Below are 18,687 nucleotides of genomic sequence, written 5' to 3' on the forward strand. Positions count from 1 at the left end.
TATAGCCTTATATCAATGCAAGCTGAGATCCCAGCTGCATAACATGGAAAGAATCAAATACGGAAATTGCAGTTTTTTATAAAAACCGGACAGGCACTCGCCGGCACACCGGGCGGGCCGCGATACACCGGTACCTGTAATTGCCGGCTGCTTAAAGCCGGTTTTAAATCGGCATACCTGGTGGCAGGTTTAACTACTGCCATTACAATAGCCGAATATCCAGCTTTGGTAAACTCGTGGCTGTCTTTTACTTTAACAGTAAGTTGTTTGCTTTTGCAGCAGTCGGGCAGTTCATTGCGTTTAATCAGCTTACAATCCGGTTTGCTTTCGTAAAGTTTAACAGACGCCACCCGGCCGAAGCAGTAATGAAAGTTAAGGCCAATACCCATAGCTGTACCGAGGTACAGCAAAGTCATGAGTAATATGGCAGCGCGTTTCATCACAAAGGCAAAGGTAGTAAGAAGTCAATTAAAGTTCATTAAAGAAATCTCATGTAATCCATCACGTCATTGCGATGAACGAAGCAATCTCTCAGGCTCAGTTCTAACCAGGCTTATAGAGATTGCTTCGTTCCTCGCAATGACGTGGTGTTAGATATCAGTTAAACTGTTGTTTAAACATTAAATAAATGTTAATAAGTAAATTTGCAGGTTAAATAAAAATTATAGAATATTACAAAAGTTTCATCTGCGGCAGAGTCCCCCCCGGGCCGATTTGAAACTTGCTAACCAATTATAAATCCTATTTTCATTAAGCGTTATACCGGTATTTTGCCGCTGTTTTACCACAGTGCTGCACTGCCGATATAGCGCTTTTTTTTACCTTTGCCGAATGGCATCTGTGAAACCTTCTGTACCTAAAGGCACGCGCGATTTTTCGCCCGCCGAAATGGCCAAACGCAATCATATTTTCGACACCATTAAAACTGTTTTCCGCAAATACGGCTATCAGCAAATCGAAACGCCTTCGATGGAGAACTCAAATACATTAATGGGTAAATATGGCGAAGAAGGTGACCGCCTGATATTTAAAATTTTGAATAGCGGCGACTATTTGGCTAAAGCTAATGAACAAAAACTGATAGACCGTAACTCTTTGAGCTTAACGGCTGATATTTCAGAAAAAGCCCTGCGCTACGACTTAACTGTTCCCTTTGCACGCTATGTAGTACAGCACCAAAACGAAATTACTTTTCCGTTCAAACGCTTCCAGGTACAACCTGTATGGCGGGCCGACCGGCCGCAAAAAGGCCGCTACCGCGAGTTTTACCAGTGTGATGCCGATGTGGTAGGTTCTGATTCCTTATTAAACGAAGCCGAGTTTATCCTGATTTATGATGAAGCTTTAAGTAAATTAGGGCTCAAAGATTTCAGCATAAAAATCAACAACCGCAAAATATTAGCCGGCATCGCCGAAATTATCGGCAAGCCGGAACTGATTGTGGACATGACGGTAGCCATAGATAAACTGGACAAAATTGGTTTAGAAGGGGTAAGTAAAGAATTACTGGAACGTGGCTTTACCCAGGAAGATATTGAACGCCTTGAGCCGGTTATCCTGCTGCAAGGTACCACCGAAGAAAAAATAGCCGAATTAAAAACCGTACTGTCCGCATCAGAAACCGGTCTGAAAGGCATAGCAGAACTGGAAACGGTATTTGATTACCTGAAATATTTTAAACTGCAACGCGCTACCGTTGAACTGGATATTACTTTGGCCCGTGGCTTAAATTACTATACTGGCGCCATCTTTGAAGTAAAAACCAATGAAGTGAAAATGGGAAGTATTGGCGGCGGCGGCCGTTACGATGATTTAACCGGCATGTTCGGCCTCAAGGGCTTAACCGGTGCCGGCATCTCCTTTGGCGCCGATCGTATTTATGATGTGCTGGAAGAATTGAACCTATTCCCTGAAGCCACCAGCCAAACCACACAAGTATTGATTTGCTGTTTCGATAAAGAAGGCGAGCACTTTGCCCTGCCGGTAATGCAGCAACTGCGCAGCCAGCAGGTAAGCACTGAACTGTACCCGGCCGGAGCCAAAATTAAAAAGCAGTTGGATTATGCCAACAGCAAGCAAATTCCGTTTACCATTGTCATTGGCAGCGATGAAATGCAAAGCGGCCTGCTTACATTTAAAAACATGCTAACCGGCACACAGGAGAAGCTAACGGCCGAGCAAATTGTAGCGGTGCTGGCCGAATAAGCAAGCTTTTAACATATTTGAATAAGGCGGTTAGTGTTCTACTAACCGCCTTATTGTTTTGTAATATATTCCCGTCATTGCGAGGTACGAAGCAAGCTTTCTGCGTTGTGTCTTAATCAAGTGTATAAAGATTGCTTCGTACATCACAATGACGTAAAGGGGGTAAAATAGCGTAAACCTCTCCGCCTTTCCCCTGTTCATTAAGCAGTTGAATTAACAACGGCATCATGAAAGCACTCTTTTTGTCAGGCTTATTATTTGTTACCTTAATTATGAGCACCTCAGCACAAAACCGTCAGTCGGCTCAGTTGATTGAAGTGGCCGAATTCGGGCATTACCAGCCTATTGGCTTGGCGGTTACTCCCAAGGGGCGCGTATTTGTTACCTTCCCTTTCCGTGAGCCTTATCGGTACGGCCTGACCGAACTGGTAAAAGGAAAAACACGCCCTTACCCTAATGCCGAATGGAATACACATAATGAACTGGATGCCCAGCACCATTTAATGAATGTGCAGGCCTTATACGCCGATCGCCACAACTACTTGTGGGTGTTAGATCCTTCCAATCCGGGTGAGAAGGAAACCATCCCGCCAGGTGTGAAACTGCTCAAGATTAACTTAGCAACCAACAAAGTTGAGCGCATTTACCGGTTTGAAGATCTGCCGCGCGCTCAAATTGCCTTAAACGATGTACGTGTAGATAATCAGCATCAAATGGCTTATTTATCCGAACCCAAAACCAGTTCGGTAGTGGTGCTCGATTTAAAGACTGGCAAAAGCCGCATGGTACTTACCCAAAGCCAGTTCACCAAGGCCGACCTCGATTTTAAACTACACCTGGATAACCGCGATGTGGTAGACAAGGATGGTAAACCTTTTAGTTCCAATGTAAACGGCATAGCTTTAACACATGATGATCAATACTTTTACTTTAGGGCCATTAATCAAACCAAATTGTACCGCATTGCTACAAAGTATTTAGCTGATGCAGCTTTGAATACAGTACAATTGGAAAGCCATGTAGAGCAGGTAGCCGCCCCCGGCGTATCTCATGGTATGATTGCCGATAACAAGGGAAATATTTATCAAAGCAGTTCGCCGGATAAATCTATCAAATATGTAACACCTAAAGGTGAGGTTAAAGTATTGGTACAAGACGACCGCCTGAGCTGGCCCGACTCATTTGGTATTGGCAGCGATGGCTACTTGTATATAACCGATTCGCAGATTAACCGCACACCTAAGTACAATCAGGGAGAAGACAGGGTAGTATATCCTTTTAAACTGTATAAAGTGAAGTTGCCTTAGTAAGTGATGCAGGATAATGCTGATGTTACTGAAGTGTAATTACTATGCTATTACTCACCATATAATATCATTCATTTTTAATATATCTGCCAAAAAACTCATAAATGCGCAGCATCTGGTCAATGCGCTGGCGTACGTTGCCCGAGCGGGAAAGCTCGTGGGTGCCGCCGGGATGCTGAACATACTCCACCGGGCGGTTCAGAACTTTAAGCGCTTTATACATCATTTCGCCCTGTACAATGCCGGTGCGTAAATCAGTTTCGCCATGCAGTATTAAATAAGGGGTGGTAATATAGTTTACATAAGTAAACGGCGATTCTCTTGCCAAAATCGGTTTCACGGCCGCCTCCCATGGGTAGCCGCCAAAATACATAGGAACCAGGCGCCAGGAATTGCCTTCGCCAAAAAAGGTAGTTAAATCATACACCCCGCGCTGTGATGATATGGCGGTGAAGCGCTTGGTATGTCCGGCCAGCCATGCGGTAAGGTACCCGGCATAAGAGCCGCCGGTGGCAACAGTTTTAGTTCTGTCGCCCCAGCCCTCGGCCAAAGTACCATCCAAGGCAGCCAGTACATCTTCGGCCGGGCCGGTGCCCCAGTCGCGATAGTTGGCTTTCAAAAAATTAAGCCCATAGCCACCCGAGCCGCGTGGATTGGAATACACTACACCATAACCATGGGCGCAAAAAAACTGGTATTCGTGCCACATGCTGGCTTCGCCCGGCCCCCACATGGCCGTGGGGCCACCGTGTATCTGTAGCATTACCGGGTACTTTTTGCCAGCCTCAAAATCAGTGGGTTTCATTACCCAGTATTCTACCTTTAAACCTTTGCTGTTGGTATAGTATTTCTTTACAGGGAAGCTGAGTTGCTTATCCTTCAGCCACTCGTAATTCAATTCCGTAATGCGTTGGGATGCTTTATTATCTAAATTACTGGTATAAAGTTCATAGGGATTAGCAACCTCTGTTTTGACATAGATCAGTTGAGTAGCACCTACCGCCAAACTGCTTATGCCAGCTTCGAAATTGCCCAAGGGCTGAGGTTTCAAATTGCTGAGGCTTACCCGATAAATTGGAATACCGCCATTAGATTGCGCTGTAAAATACAAATATTCGCCATTGGCCGACCAGGCAAAATTGCCTGCCGAGCGATCAATAGGTATGGTCAACACTTTGGCGGGTTGCTGTGCATCATAAATGTGCACCTCGGGTATATCAATTGCCGTGCTCTTACCCGAAGTATATGCCATATACCTGCCCGAAGGCGATACCGAAGCATTGCTTAGCATGCGGCCCGGCACCCGCAGCAAAGGCTGCAATGTGCCGCCGTTAACAGGTACGGTATAGATAGAGGATTGTAAAGCCCGGTCGGGGTTAGTAGTGCTGTCTGTAGCCGTGAGTACGATGCTGTGGCCATCTGGCATAAAGCGGGCGCTGCTGTAGTTGGCAAAACCCCAGGTAACCGGGCGGGCCGTCGTATTACCTCCGGCATCCATCAGCATATATTCGGTAAAGAAAAACTCAGGTTCGGTGCTGGCTTCTCCCTCAAAATTGAGCCGGTTAAATACTTTGGCTTTACGGTCGGTTTCGTTTTGCGCTAAATAGCTGCGTATGGCATCCATGTTGCCATTAGCATCTGGCTTGATACCTAGTGTAACGGAAAATTGCGTGTAGCCCGGTTTTTCACTTGCCCAGGCAGGCACACGGTGCGAAGGATTAAACAGGCTATCTTGCTCCAATTCTTGTAATGACAGCAAAGTAGTAAACAACAACTGCTTTCCATCCGGCGAAAATTGGGGCTGCGAGGCGCCATATTTTGCACGGGTTAATTGTACCGGTTTGCCGCCTCCGGCAGCCGGAATGGTAAACAGCTGCCCTTTGCCTTTTACCAGGCTTACAAACACAATGGATTGATCATCCTTCGACCATATGGGTTGGCTGCCGGCGCTATCGGTAAGTAAATAGGGTTCACTATGGCCATCAGTAGCGATAATCCATATCTGGGTGAGATAGGCATATTCTTTGGTATTTCGCTTATCGGGCACAATGGTAGTAACGGTGAATGCAGCCTTGCTGCCATCGTGCGAAAGGGCAACACCTCCTATCTGTTTAATGCGGGTTAAATCTGTTACCTCAATGCGGCTGCTGCTTTGCTGGGCCATGCCAGGCTTTATATAAATCAATAAAAGCAGCAGATACAGGAGTACAGATTTTTTCATATTCAATATGGCAGATAACTCAAAATAGTAATTATAACTTGTGCTGCGCAGACTGGTTTTAATACGGATGCAATTGATTGTCACAAATTGGTTACAATAGCTGCTACTATTCTGCATACCCGTAAAAACTCCTAATATTATTCCTTTAATTCAAATCCAACAAAATTTTAGTTTCGAATAAATCTGCAACGATAATGACTAAATCTTTAAAAACAGCATTGTGGGCATCGGCCATGGCATTCATGGCGGTTACTGCTACTGCGCAAACTACCATGCAGCCCAAGCTGGTAGAAAAAGTTACCCGTAAGGGCAGCGAGCTGGTGATCCCCTTCGAACGCTATTTACTGCCCAACGGACTGACCGTAATTTTGGCTGAAGACCATTCTGACCCCCTGGTACACGTGGATGTGACCTACCACGTAGGTTCGGCACGCGAGGAAATCGGTAAATCGGGCTTTGCCCACTTCTTTGAGCACATGATGTTCCAGGGCTCAGACCACGTGGCCAACGGCGATCACTTTAAAATCATCACAGAAGCCGGTGGTACCCTGAACGGTTCTACTAACCGCGACCGTACCAATTATTACGAAACTGTGCCTGCCAACCAGCTGGAAAAAATGCTGTGGCTGGAATCAGACCGGATGGGCTTTTTGCTGGATGCTGTAACTCAGCAAAAGTTTGAAGTGCAGCGTGCTACTGTAAAGAACGAGCGCGGCCAAAATTATGATAACCGCCCTTATGGTTTAGCTTCAGAATATACTTCTAAAAATTTGTATCCTTATGGGCACCCGTATTCTTGGCTGACTATCGGTTATATTGAGGAGTTGAATAAAGTAGGTGTAAACGACCTGAAGAACTTCTTTTTGCGCTGGTACGGCCCTAACAACGCGACCATTACCATCGGCGGCGATTTGAATCCTAAGCAAACCTTAGCCTGGGTAACCAAGTATTTTGGCAGCATTCCACGCGGACCGGAGGTGAAGAAAGCTTACTTCCCGGCGCCTACTTTATCCGCCGACCGTTATGTGTCTTATACTGATAACTACGCTAAATTGCCTTTGCTGTCTATCACCTATCCGGGTGTGAAAACTTATGATAAGGATATGTCGGCGCTGGATGCACTGGCGGAAATTATCGGCCAGGGGCGTAACTCCATTTTTTACAAAAACTTTGTAAAAACCCGTAAAGCGGCGCAGGCTTCCATGAATTCATCGAACACTGAGCTGGCGGGTGAGATCGGTATTTTTGTGGTACCTTTCCCGGGCCAGACGTTAGCTGATGCCAAGAAAATGGTAGATGAATCATTCGCTGAGTTTGAGAAAACCGGTGTTACCGATGATGCATTAACCCGCTTTAAAGCCAGCGCTGAAGCCAACTATATTAATGGCTTAGCCAGTGTAAGCGGCAAGGTATCAGAACTGGCGCAAGCGCAGTATTTAACCGGCGAGCCCAACCAGATTGGCCGCGAACTGGCCGACATCCGCGCTGTGACCAAAGAAGACGTAATGCGCGTGTACAACAAGTACATTAAAGGTAAGCCGGCTGTTATATTAAGCGTATTGCCTAAAGGCGGTACCGTACAGCCTGTAGCTGCCGACAACTATACCATTAACACCGCTGGTTACAAAGCGCCTGATTATGGTTATGCAGGTTTAACCTACAAAAAACCAAAGGACAACTTCGACCGCTCGAAACGGCCAGGTGTGGGTGCCAATCCGTCTATCAAGGTTCCGGCGATATGGTCGGCTACTACGCCTAACGGCATTAAGATTTTAGGTACACAAAATAATGAAATCCCAACTGTGGCCATGAATATGACCATTGAGGGCGGCGGTTTGTATGCGGTGAACAACCCATCAAAAGCTGGTTTGGCCGGTATTGTGGCCCGCATGATGAATGAGGACACCCAGAAGTACACCGCCGAGCAGTTTACCTCTGAGCTGGATAAGCTGGGCAGCGATATCAGCATATATGCCGGTGCCGAGCAAATGGTGGTGAGCGTATCATCATTAACCAAAAACCTGAACGCTACCATGGCTTTGCTGCAAGAGCGTTTACTGCACCCTAAGTTTACACAGGATGCTTTAGACCGTATCAAGAAGCAAACCATTGAGGGCCTGAAACAGGCTAAAACCCAGCCTGCAGGTGTGGCTACTACCGTATACAACAAAATACTGTACGGAACTGATAACGTGCGCACTTATGCCACTACCGGTACCGAGCAAACTGTAGCCGGTATTACCCTGCAGGATGTAGAGGATTATTATAACAACAACTTCTCGCCATCGGTAACTAAAATTGTGGTGGTGGGCGATGTGAACCAGGGTACGGCCCGTGGCAGTTTAGCCTTCCTGAACAGCTGGCCTGCCAAGAAGGTGAACATACCAACCCCGGCTGCCGGCAAGCAGTTTGACAAAACCACCCTGTATTTGGTGGATGTACCCGGAGCGGCACAATCTGAAATACGCATTGGTTACCTGGATAACCTGAACTATGATGCCACCGGCGAATATTACAAGCTGGGCATTGCCAACTATATTTTAGGCGGCGCGTTCAACAGCCATATTAACCTTAACCTGCGCGAAAAACGCGGCTGGACCTATGGTGCCCGTTCCGGCTTCTCATCTGGTAAATACGGTGGCGATTTTACCGCCTCGGCAGGTGTGCTGGCTACGGCTACCGATAGCTCAGTGGTGGAGTTTATGAAGGAAATACGTAACTACCGCGCTACCGGCATTACCCCTGACGAACTGAAGTTTACCCAAACCTCCATCAGCCAGAGCGATGCCCGCCGCTACGAAACCAATGCCCAGAAAGCAGCGTTTTTATCGCGCATGCTGGAGTATGGTTTGGCGCCTACCTATGCCGATGAGCAGGGCAAGATTTTGGCCAACATTACCCCCGGCGAAATTAACCAGCTGGCCGCCAAATACCTGAACCCCGATAACATGGTGATTTTGGTAGTAGGCGACAAAGCCCGCGTGCTACCCGGCCTGCAAAAATTGGGTTACCCCATTGTGGAGCTGGATGCCGACGGCAACCCAAAACAATAATTTTTTAATTAACTCAAACAGCAAAGGCCCGGCGTACTGCCGGGCCTTTTTTGGTATCATTTAAGCGGTGCTGCGTGGGTGCTGCGCGCAGCGGATGCAGCAGGTGCAGCACTACGCAGCAGGCGCAGCACCCTGAAGCAGTGCGCAGCACCCGCAGCACCACGCAGCAGTGGCATGTTGATGTCAGTGGTTTTTAGGGGTTATACAATTTGGAGGCTTGGGGTATCGAAATTGGAAGCTTTGAAGAAGCAAGCGTTATTAAGGTTAGTGGAGCAGCGGGTTGGTGCATAAAAAAGGCACAAGTTGTAAACTCGCGCCAGTGTATGGGTGTCAATGTATAGAAGAAGTCTCTATAGCTTGATACATTAGAGCTAATTTTCTTTTCTGTAATGCCATATGATGCCGAATTGTGAGATCGTAGTCGTTTATGTTTTGTTCATCATTTTTCTTACTAAACATAACAAATAGTTCTATACCTATTAAGAAAGTTAACCACAAAAGCCATACTATCAATGCAACCCAAGAGCTTTTAATTAAATTAACCATAACTATTAATTCATCCAAAAAGCCAGTTTTGTCTTTTATTTCTTTTTCTAAATCAGTTCTTAATTTTATTAATGATGCTTCTTTTGTCGCTTTATCAGTTCTTAAGTCACTTATTTGTTTATCAATAGGAGCTATTAAAGCAATATTTGGGTTGGGTATTGAATTGACAGACACGGTATTTGTTTTAACAACATTAATAGACTGCCTTGTTGCCTTCGTAGAATCTTGGCTCGTGGTTACAACTGGTTGTATATTGCTTTGTGAACTGACTGATTTTATAACAGGGTGCAGAGTAATATCATCGGTTAACTTTTTCCTTTCATTTTCATGTGCAAGTAATGATTCTTGAAGCTGTACAATTTGAGTTTTTATCTCCTTTTCCTTGCTTGGAAGTATCTTATCTACCTTTGCATTCAAAGTTTCAAGTTTTCCTAATTCAATATCTTTTTGAAATATAATTTGGTCTATGATGATAGATCCAATCAAAGCCATTACTATGGCAATCAATATTCTAAAGTTATACATACTCTTATTTGTGCTTGTTGAGAGTATAATTTGCCTTTCAATTTGAATGATTATGAAACATAGAATTAATGCACCAATTACAGAACCCCAAAGTTCTCCACTAAGATATCTTTTAGTAAATACAAACCCAATAAAAGACCACATGACACAAACTATCATCATTGCCGAAGTATATCTTTTTAATGCTTTAACAGATACTTCACTTGAGGCCGCTATGATGTTGTAATTGTAACCTGTTAAAAAGCAGCCAAATTTAATCCACCATTTCATGACTAAAATTTCCTTGTTAAGATATTATGGTGCGAAATTGCTGCTAATCCATTTTTAAAACCTCTGGTATAGCTTATTATTATCCCTTTACAATCTCCCTCATTCTTTTCAACGTTGTCTTCTATCTCTTTTACCTTTTCCATGTGGCCAAGCGCAATTCTCTTTTTCATTTCTAATTCTTCAACAATATCTACCATACCACTTCGACCTCTACTTAATATATGATATTCAGTTTCTTGAATAAAATCTTCATAAAAGGTTTTAACTTTATTAATTGTACGGACTAATTCATTTTTTAACGCCTCTAAGTTTTGTTGCAAATGAGTAGTGTCCGGATTTAATAAGGCATCATCATAACCTTTAGCTTCATGATTGCGATCCAAAAAATGATAAAGCAATGCAATGTTGTTATCTGTACTAGTTTGTGTTTCCATTGGTGGTTTAGGGAGTATTATTTGTTCTTTACTAATTTGTCTTTGATCCGTTTGGGGGGCATGTTCAATAAAAATTCGTTCTTCTATTTCAGGCAAAGGTTTTTCCTGATTATGAGTGTCCATAGCTTCAACTGTGTTCAGTTGTACTGCACGGCGGTTAAAAAGGTCAAAGATTCCCATAATTATATTGACAAGGTTGGTACTTTGAATCTGTTATGTCCTCTATGATGACAGCTTTTGCAAAGTGTAATCAATAATTCATTAACATAGTCCCACGGCGGCTTGAACTGATTTTGGCTTTTTATGTAGTGATATTGCCTATGATGAACTTGTAATTCTTCAGTATTTCCGCATATCACGCAGTGGTGTTTATCTCTAATTAGAATTTCAGCGCGTTTTGAACGCCATCTTTCATCAAATAGCAATTCACCATAAGTTCCATGTGCTGGTGCATTTAAATCAATTGTTCCACCTTTTTGTGGTATCAATGTGTTATCGTGGTAGTGATGATAATTGGGTATCCGTCGGGTAAGGTTCAACGACGGATATCGGTATTTATTCATAAAAAGGCTTAGGTATATTTATTATTAATTAAAAAATCATTATTAGATTTAAATCGTATAATGACTTTCCTTTTATAAATATAAGTATATTTTAATACATATATCTATCACAATGTAATAATAAGTATTTAGGTGATAACCTTCCATACATTGGTCTAATTTTAACACATCGTAATTTAGACACTAAATGCGGTAAGGCTCTAGCTTACTTGTGTGCAGCGAATTTGGGTACAGGGCTTCACTAAAAATTTGAATTATGAAATTTATAATCATTTGGGGATTGTCTTTATTGGGATTACTGATTCAAAATGTCAAACCTGGCGTTAATGAAGTAATGGCCTATGTAAGGTCTAAATACAAAACCCCTGAATCAGTTAGAAACGATTGTCATTGGAACTATGCTGTAGTAAAAATCAAGACTAATCAGCACAATGTTATCACAGGATATGAATTATTGAATGATGCTTCAAAAGATATGTATGGCAGCTTTAGGTTTTTATTAAGTTACCGGTTTTCCGATAAACTCAATTTAAAGCAGCGGCCTGTGGTTTTTTGCCTGACGGTCGATAACCAAAAGTTTGATTGCATACCAGATCAGGCAACGCGTAATCCACCCTCAGAAGTAGTGGCCAGCATTATGTCGGTATTCGAGGCTCAACGGCGTAAACAGCCAAATACTATATTCATTTATGATCTTGCTGAGAGCATCGTATATAGTGATTCAAAATAAATGATATAAAAGTTTTTAGTACCGAAATACTGTCTACTTCTATTCAAGCTTTGGCGCTTGAGTGGAAGCAGATACAACAGAAGAAAAGCAAATTAATTGTTAAAGATAACCCCTCCTTAAATGGCCTAAGTTCAGCACAGTGTAACTTAGACCCAAAAGGCAAGTAATCTTCTAACTTACTTGCCTTTTCACATATTTTATCGCCGCCTTCACTGTTTAAAGGTGAATACAGGCTTCAATATTTAAATTTCAATTGCTACTGGTGAGGTGCCAGCGTGCCTTCAACTTATTCACCAGTTGCCTTACCTGTTTGGGGTAATCGTTGGCATCGGCACCAATGCTAAACAGGTAATTGTCTTTCACCAGGTAGTACCCTTCGGCATTATGTGGCAGTTTGGCCTGCTCCCTTATACGGGCCGCTTGGTTCTTGTATTCTACAATAAAAACAATAAGGCCGTTCTCGGCATGTTTGGATGGGATATAGGAGGCTACAAATACCCGGTTGATTTGGCGGGTATCTACGTTTTCGTACAGGCCTAAGCCTATCAGTTTTTTATCGGTCACTATCCCCTGGTTGGCACTCAGGCTCAGTTGCTTGTCTGCCTTACTAAAAGGGCCCGCCAAGGTAAAGCCCTGAGGTATATCAGCCTTGGTAAGCCGGTAAGGAAATGGCTTTTGTGTCTGGCCAAAAGCGCCCGTAGCTATAGCTGTACAAAGCCATAGTAAACCTGCAAATATGAATACGGTCCTTCTTTTCATCATTCGTGGCTCTAAATGTTAAAACGTATGATTCAGTGCTTTTCAAAAGCAGTATTAATCGTGGTCGTGCTTCGTGGTGTAGGTGGCAATCATCCGGTCGAGCACTGTTTTGTAGCTGCCCTGGTACGAGCCTTTTACGCTATTATCGATAAATATCAGCTGAGCTTTTTCAACCCTCCGGCCATTCACTACCGTACCATAGTCTTTAGACAAAATCATGGATACGCCGGGTCGTACATTGCGCCACAGGTAGGCAGAACCGGTAAGGTAAGGTTTGTTCTGCCGGTCGCGTTCCTGAATTTGTTTTTCCAGCACCACAGGTTTCGCCCGGTGTTTATTAAAAATGTAGGTATTGATGGCTTTTGAGGAAGCCTCAGTATCAAACCAAATCACCAGCCCCACTATTTTTTTCTCTTCTACCGAGTTGAGGATAAACTGGGTTTGGCTCTCGCCATCCAGCTTCACCGGCCCGAAGGTATAACCTTTGGTATCATAAACAGAATAGGCAGGCAAGGTACTCAGGGGCTCCAGGCGGTCGGCAGAGCGCCTGCGGCTCTGAATCAGCGTTTTAGGGTTCTCCTTAAAAGTAAGCTTTTCCAAATCCAGGTTTACCCGTGCATCGGGCTGCGCCTGGCACGCATAGCCCATCATTACCATAGCACAAAACAGCAGTATATTTTTCATTGGCAGGTGTGGTAAATACAACATCAACGTTAACGGGCTCTATGATGTTTGGTGTAAACCAAGACCTTTTTTTTGTCCGCTTACGCCTTAATGCCTTTGTAATTGCCATATTTTACCAATTGCTCCTGCACCTGTTGCGGGCTGAGGTAGTGCAGGTAACTCATCAGTTCGGGCAGATAGCTTTCAAAAGTGGGGTGTTTGGTGCGGTTAGCTGCGTAAATAATTAAAAGCTGAAGGATAGCTGAATGTAATTACTGCTTAATAGCATCCCCTTTGAATATGGGTCTGGAATAAGGCGTATTGGTGTAAATATCTTCACTGGCTTCTAAAGAAGTAATATCTCCATAATAAGTTACCGGATGCATATTGGTGAAAGTGATATACATATTTGCAGAGCCGTTGTTAGCCACATTAAGCTCTATGCTACGAATATTGTACTTACTTTGAGGGCTTAAAAGCAGTTGAGTAGATCCATTCTTCTTTATTTTTACCTTGTACTTATTATAAGTAGAGTTATATGTTAAAAAGCCATAATTAGGTAAGATAGGGCCCGCGCCTTCCCAATGACTGGAAGGGTAATACAAATTTGATATTACACTATTGCTGTCTATCTTAAAGACAGAATAAAAACTGCTGCTAAGAATTGCACGGGGCGTACCTGGCTCTTGTACAGCATTAGCTATAAATACAAACCTTTTGTTCGCTATAGCATCTTGGATAGTATTGGAGGTCTTTAAAGTTTGCTGTGCGTAAATACTTTTACCCAACAATAAGCTCAATACAATGAAAAAAATCTTAATAGGTTTCATAGGATGATAGGTTATTATTAATCAGACTATAAATCAATATATAGGTTTAATTTTTTATTAGATTATTTTCACCATTTACTTTTATTTGAGTTAATTGTATTTTTTATAGTCAGCATTTTAAATGCTTATTTTAATTAAAACATTAAATATTCCCCAACTAAAAACTTAGCTTAAAATAAATCTAAAATGCTTTATTTTAAGCTAACTTAATAAAGTAACTAAGTAATATTATCGGTACTTCACATCAAGTAACACCTGCGTATGGCCGTTTGAGTAATAGGGCGCGGTGCTGTTGGCAGTTGCCTTTAACTCATCATTAATGTAAATTTTGCCGGTAGAAGTGGCTTTGTCTCCATCCAGTACCATATCCACATGCAAGTTAATGGAGCTGGTGCCATTGTCGGGGATGGTGAGGTCTTTCTTCCAGGTGCTGCCGGTATAAGTGTCAAACAGGTAGCCGCCTTCGGTGCCGGTAAACATTAACTGGTTATGGCCCGGAGAGGTTAAGGCCGGTACAGAACTGGTTACCTCGTAGGTAAGCTTAATCATCTTCTGCGGTGCCGGTTCAGGGTTGGGGGCCGGGTTGTCTTTCGCCTTCTTTTTGCAGCCCAAGCTTATTAATAACAAAAGGGAAAAGCATAGGGCGATGTAACGTGCGTAAAATGGTTTCATATAGTTGTGGTAGTGACACCAAACCAACATTAGGATACATTGAAAGTTTTGATTTCTGCCTTGTTGTACGCTTATCAGGCAAATTCAGCAAGTACATCCTTTCTAATCCAACACCGTAAGCACCACCCGCACCACATCCTCAAAAAAGCTTTTGTCGGTGGTTGATTTTACTGAAACCTGCATGCCTTTTACTGTATTGTTCAGAAAACGGGCCAAAGCTTGGGCATCTTTGGCGGGGGGGATTTCGCCGCTCTCCTGCCCCTGGCGCAGTACTTTTAAAAAGGCACTTTCCAGTTGCAGCTCGTTCTCGCAAACCAGCGCATTTACTTTAGCATCGTGGGCAGCCAGTTCAATGCCGGCATTCACTACAAAGCAGCCGCGGCGATTTTGGTCGTTCAGCAATTCGCCCACCACTAGGTCGAGTATACCTCTAATGGCGGCTTTGGCTGAGGGTACCTGGCTAATCAGGGTACACAATTGGTTGCCATAGCCCTGCTGGTAAGCTTCCAGCGCTTTCAGGTACAGCTGGTGCTTATCGCCAAAGGTATCATACAAACTCGAGCGGCTAATGCCCAGGCCGTCTACCAGTTCCTGCATCGAGGTGCCGTTATAGCCCTTGTCCCAAAACAGACACATGGCCTTTTTCAGTACTTCCTGCTCATCAAAATCTTTCGTTCTGGCCATAAAAAAGCAAAAGCTTTATGCTGATTACTCAACACAAAGCTACCAATTATTTTAATGGATTTTCGGGGTTTATCGCATACCGCCGCTGGCAATCAATACCTCGCCGGTGAGCCAGCCTGAGTCTTCGGAAGCTAGGAATACGGCAATCGGCGCAATATCTTCCGGCTGGCCAATGCGCCCCAGCGGTACCTGCGGTTCCATCTGTTTTTGCAAATCGCCGCCAATAAAGCCTGCGGTATGTGTGCCCTCCGTTTCTACCATGCCCGGATTAATGGCATTGACACGGATCTTTTTCGGGCCCAGTTCTTTTGACAGTACCTGAGTAATGGCGTCTACCGAAGCTTTGGTAGCCGTATATACCGAACTTTGCGGCGGCGTAATACGCGATACCGTTGAACTGATATTGATAATGCTGCCCCCACGTTCGCCAAAGCTTTTAACAGCGCCCTGGGTTACCAGTAACAGGCCCAATACATTGGTATTAAACTGGCGGTGGTAATGCTCTTCAGTAATAGCTTCAATAGCGCCAAATTCGTAAACGCCGGCATTATTAACTAAAATATCCAGGGGGCCAAATGCAGCCTCGGCTTCGGTAAACAGGCGCTCTACGTCGGCCGCTTTAGAAACATCGGCTTGTACTGCTACGGCTTTACCACCGGCGGCTGTAATTTCATCTGCTACTTTCTCAGCTCCTGCCTTGGCTGATGCATAGTTTACGATAACTGCTGCACCTTCGGCAGCTAAACTTTTGGCAATACCTGCACCAATACCTTTTGAGGCTCCGGTTACTAATGCTACTTTGTTTGCTAATTTTTTCATGTTCTGTGTTATTTAGGAATGAACGTTCCAATGTATATCCATTTTGGAATATTCGTTCCGTAATAATAAAAAGATTATGAATAGATGACAGAAGGAAGAAGCTGCCAATACATGAGATATAAAAGGTTAATTGTTGTAATATAAATGTTACCATTGAAGTTAAATCATGTTTCTTTTTAAGAAAACTTACAGATTAAATTGATGTTTATATCTCAATTATTACTTCCTAACTAAAGCTCAAGGATTTCTTAAATAAACCTAAAGCCTTTCATATGAAAAAAACATCTTTACTTATTCTGACTTTGTGCGGCTTATGTTTGTTTGCCTGTAAGAAAGAGCATCATGCCACTATTGATGACAACAGCTCACAAAGTACCGGAACTCGTTATCCCGTATCGTTTAATGTATCCGGTTTTAGCCAAAATATTAGTCCAATTAATGCCTCGCCCAACCGTATCAAACTGGCCGCTACCAGCAGTGCAGATTCTTTACGGCAAAACTTAAACCTGCTGTATTACCTGGTATTTGACAGTAACAACAAGCTGGTGCACCGGTTGCTACAACATGCTGGCGATGCCGGTTTTGGTAGTGTAACCGATAGCCTGACTACTGGAAAGTACACCGTGTTTTTTGCCGGATCGTTAAGTAACGAGCTCAATGTGGTTAATTATGCCAACTTTTCACCTGTGCTGTTATCCAACCATTACATTGTATTTAATAACCCAAAGTTTGATGACTGGGGGCACACTTACTTTAAACAATATGATTTACAGGTAGGTAATCAAAACCAGCAGCAGCAGCTTACGCTTGATCGCATTGGCGGGCAACTGCAGGTGAATATACAGGATGCCATACCCGCCAGCGTAACCAAAATCAGCATTGCATTTGTTTATAACGAAATTTATCGTTTTCCGGGCAATTTGAGTTTTACTGTGCCTAACAATTACAACAACATGGACTCCATTACCGTGGCCAAACATGCGATGCCATACCAGTTTTTAAATGATAATTTACCGGGTAACATCACTGCTGATGTATACATTACCGCTTACGATAGCAGGAATGCGAGCCTGTATAAAGCCCTTGTACCTGCAGTAAGCGTGCAGGGAGGTAAAAAGACAGTGCTCTCGGGTTACTTGTTTAAAGGTAGTGGCAATACAGGTGGCTTTACTGTAAATACACAGCCACTGGGCGGTACTGCCTCCACTATCAATTTTTAAACAGTATATTATCTTATCTATCCTTAACCATTTCCAATCGTAATTCAGGTATCCATGAAAAATATTACCTACTATACCGCAGCTCTTTTATGTTTGCTGTGCTTTTCGTGTAAAAAAGATCATTCGGGCGATAAGCCTGATAATACAGGCGCCGATACTAAATTGTATCCGTTTACCCTTTCGCTGGCATCTTTTTCACAAAATATGACAACGCTCGGCATACGTACAGAATCAACTAACCAGCCTGCGGTAAAAACTAATGCCATAGCTGCCTTAAAAGACACCATTGATGTGCTGTATTACACCATAAACAACGGCTATCGCAACACCCGCTCATTAACTCAAACTTCTGATATGGCGGACTTTGGCACCATCAGGGACAGTGTACCAGCCGGCACTTACACGGTATACCTGGTAGCCGGTAAAAAAGGTTTGATAAAAAGCAGAGCCTATATAGGCGATCCTTCTTTTGATTCACTGGATGATTTTGTTTATGCTGCTGATTCAAATACAGTAGCCTCAAACATGGCCCCCTGGAAAGATGTTTTTGTGAAAAAGCTTACTTTTAAAGTGCCGGGCGTTGCTCCGGCAGCACAGCAGGTAACATTAGAACGTGGCGTGGCCCAGTTGCAGATTAATGTTACTGATGCTGTACCTGCCAATGCTGCAACTGTTGAAGCAGACATTATTTATGATATTGCTTCAATTAATTATGTGCCGCAATGGAATGGTAGCAGACCTCTAAATGCTAACGCATTTGCATTAACGCCTAAATATAAAGTGAAAGTTCCGGCAGCAATGATAGGGGAAACAGGCTTGCAACTCACTACTTATACCATGAACTATTACTACCCATTTTCGGTGATACTTACGGCTTATGATGCAGCAGGCAACCGTATAGCAGGTAAAAACATTGATAATGTTACCGCTAAGCAAAATATGCGCACCGTGCTCAGCGGCAAATTATTTGATGGTGTACCATCTATTGGTTTTGGTGTAACTACTAATCAAGCCTGGACAACAGTCAACAGGGGCTTTTAAATTTTTATAGACTGAGGCGAGCCGGTATATTGCAGGTCGCCTCAGTCTAAAGTATGTTAACCTTCGCATAAGCTTTGGAACAAATACACTCATGCCAGTTATAACAACAGCTGCACCAGCTGATTGCATTCTACAAGTTTTTAAA

At 43.4% G+C, this 18,687-nt stretch carries 18 protein-coding genes; 7 read left to right on the top strand and 11 right to left on the bottom strand.

The annotated features are described in order from the left end of the window. Positions 1-53: 53 nt before the first annotated feature. On the bottom strand, positions 54-440 hold the full coding sequence (locus tag ACYVNW_RS14630) for an HYC_CC_PP family protein (RefSeq protein ID WP_460680616.1): 387 nt from the start codon (positions 438-440) through the stop codon (positions 54-56). Between the two features lie 391 nt (positions 441-831). Here ACYVNW_RS14630 and hisS point away from each other — a divergent pair, with 391 nt between their 5' ends. Both hisS and ACYVNW_RS14640 read left to right on the top strand, forming a co-directional pair. Next, positions 832-2,205 carry a histidine--tRNA ligase gene (gene hisS, locus ACYVNW_RS14635; protein WP_460680617.1) on the top strand — a complete coding sequence of 458 codons (1,374 nt, stop codon included), beginning with the start codon at positions 832-834 and terminating at the stop codon, positions 2,203-2,205. 227 nt (positions 2,206-2,432) lie between these two features. Beyond that, a complete protein-coding gene (locus tag ACYVNW_RS14640) occupies positions 2,433-3,512 on the top strand; it encodes an SMP-30/gluconolactonase/LRE family protein (RefSeq protein ID WP_460680618.1) in 1,080 nt (359 codons plus the stop codon). Between the two features lie 67 nt (positions 3,513-3,579). On the opposite strand, the gene ACYVNW_RS14645 is transcribed toward ACYVNW_RS14640, so the two are convergent. Further along, positions 3,580-5,733, bottom strand: a complete 2,154-nt coding sequence (locus tag ACYVNW_RS14645; RefSeq protein WP_460680619.1) for a S9 family peptidase — start codon at positions 5,731-5,733, stop codon at positions 3,580-3,582. Between the two features lie 194 nt (positions 5,734-5,927). Here ACYVNW_RS14645 and ACYVNW_RS14650 point away from each other — a divergent pair, with 194 nt between their 5' ends. Beyond that, positions 5,928-8,786: a M16 family metallopeptidase gene (locus ACYVNW_RS14650; RefSeq protein ID WP_460680620.1), complete on the top strand. Its 2,859-nt coding sequence runs from the start codon at positions 5,928-5,930 to the stop codon at positions 8,784-8,786. Between the two features lie 330 nt (positions 8,787-9,116). Here ACYVNW_RS14650 and ACYVNW_RS14655 read toward each other — a convergent pair whose 3' ends face one another. The 3 genes from ACYVNW_RS14655 to ACYVNW_RS14665 are packed head-to-tail and all read right to left on the bottom strand — an operon-like array spanning position 9,117 to position 11,049. Continuing rightward, positions 9,117-10,127, bottom strand: coding sequence for a DUF4407 domain-containing protein (locus tag ACYVNW_RS14655; RefSeq protein ID WP_460680621.1), 1,011 nt, complete (start codon positions 10,125-10,127; stop codon positions 9,117-9,119). Between the two features lie 2 nt (positions 10,128-10,129). Continuing rightward, a complete protein-coding gene (locus ACYVNW_RS14660; protein ID WP_460680622.1) occupies positions 10,130-10,741 on the bottom strand; it encodes a hypothetical protein in 612 nt (203 codons plus the stop codon). A gap of 2 nt (positions 10,742-10,743) precedes the next feature. Then, positions 10,744-11,049: an HNH endonuclease gene (locus ACYVNW_RS14665; protein WP_460680623.1), complete on the bottom strand. Its 306-nt coding sequence runs from the start codon at positions 11,047-11,049 to the stop codon at positions 10,744-10,746. Between the two features lie 331 nt (positions 11,050-11,380). Here ACYVNW_RS14665 and ACYVNW_RS14670 point away from each other — a divergent pair, with 331 nt between their 5' ends. Next, positions 11,381-11,854, top strand: a complete 474-nt coding sequence (locus tag ACYVNW_RS14670; protein ID WP_460680624.1) for a hypothetical protein — start codon at positions 11,381-11,383, stop codon at positions 11,852-11,854. Positions 11,855-12,103: 249 nt separating this feature from the next. Here the strand turns inward: ACYVNW_RS14670 and ACYVNW_RS14675 are convergent, their stop codons facing one another. Together ACYVNW_RS14675 and ACYVNW_RS14680 are read right to left on the bottom strand one after the other, a co-directional pair. After that, positions 12,104-12,616: a hypothetical protein gene (locus tag ACYVNW_RS14675; protein WP_460680625.1), complete on the bottom strand. Its 513-nt coding sequence runs from the start codon at positions 12,614-12,616 to the stop codon at positions 12,104-12,106. Positions 12,617-12,667: 51 nt separating this feature from the next. Then, a complete protein-coding gene (locus ACYVNW_RS14680) occupies positions 12,668-13,297 on the bottom strand; it encodes a hypothetical protein (protein ID WP_460680626.1) in 630 nt (209 codons plus the stop codon). A gap of 41 nt (positions 13,298-13,338) precedes the next feature. On the opposite strand from ACYVNW_RS14680, the gene ACYVNW_RS14685 reads away from it, so the two are divergent. Beyond that, positions 13,339-13,524, top strand: a complete 186-nt coding sequence (locus ACYVNW_RS14685; protein ID WP_460680627.1) for a hypothetical protein — start codon at positions 13,339-13,341, stop codon at positions 13,522-13,524. A 24-nt stretch (positions 13,525-13,548) separates the two neighbouring features. Here the strand turns inward: ACYVNW_RS14685 and ACYVNW_RS14690 are convergent, their stop codons facing one another. From ACYVNW_RS14690 to ACYVNW_RS14705, 4 genes are all read right to left on the bottom strand, one after another. Continuing rightward, complete coding sequence (locus ACYVNW_RS14690; RefSeq protein ID WP_460680628.1) at positions 13,549-14,106, bottom strand: DUF4251 domain-containing protein; 558 nt, start codon at positions 14,104-14,106, stop codon at positions 13,549-13,551. Positions 14,107-14,334: 228 nt separating this feature from the next. Further along, a complete protein-coding gene (locus ACYVNW_RS14695) occupies positions 14,335-14,778 on the bottom strand; it encodes a hypothetical protein (protein WP_460680629.1) in 444 nt (147 codons plus the stop codon). Between the two features lie 102 nt (positions 14,779-14,880). Then, positions 14,881-15,462 (bottom strand): TetR/AcrR family transcriptional regulator, encoded by a 582-nt coding sequence (locus ACYVNW_RS14700; RefSeq protein WP_460680630.1) that lies wholly within the window; start codon positions 15,460-15,462, stop codon positions 14,881-14,883. 69 nt (positions 15,463-15,531) lie between these two features. After that, positions 15,532-16,281, bottom strand: a complete 750-nt coding sequence (locus tag ACYVNW_RS14705) for an SDR family NAD(P)-dependent oxidoreductase (protein WP_460680631.1) — start codon at positions 16,279-16,281, stop codon at positions 15,532-15,534. A gap of 272 nt (positions 16,282-16,553) precedes the next feature. Between ACYVNW_RS14705 and ACYVNW_RS14710 the strand changes: the two genes are divergently transcribed. Both ACYVNW_RS14710 and ACYVNW_RS14715 read left to right on the top strand, forming a co-directional pair. Then, a complete protein-coding gene (locus tag ACYVNW_RS14710; RefSeq protein WP_460680632.1) occupies positions 16,554-17,501 on the top strand; it encodes a hypothetical protein in 948 nt (315 codons plus the stop codon). Positions 17,502-17,555: 54 nt separating this feature from the next. Further along, positions 17,556-18,542, top strand: a complete 987-nt coding sequence (locus ACYVNW_RS14715) for a hypothetical protein (RefSeq protein ID WP_460680633.1) — start codon at positions 17,556-17,558, stop codon at positions 18,540-18,542. Positions 18,543-18,687 lie beyond the last annotated feature (145 nt).

The sequence above is a fragment of the Mucilaginibacter koreensis genome (assembly GCF_054783355.1).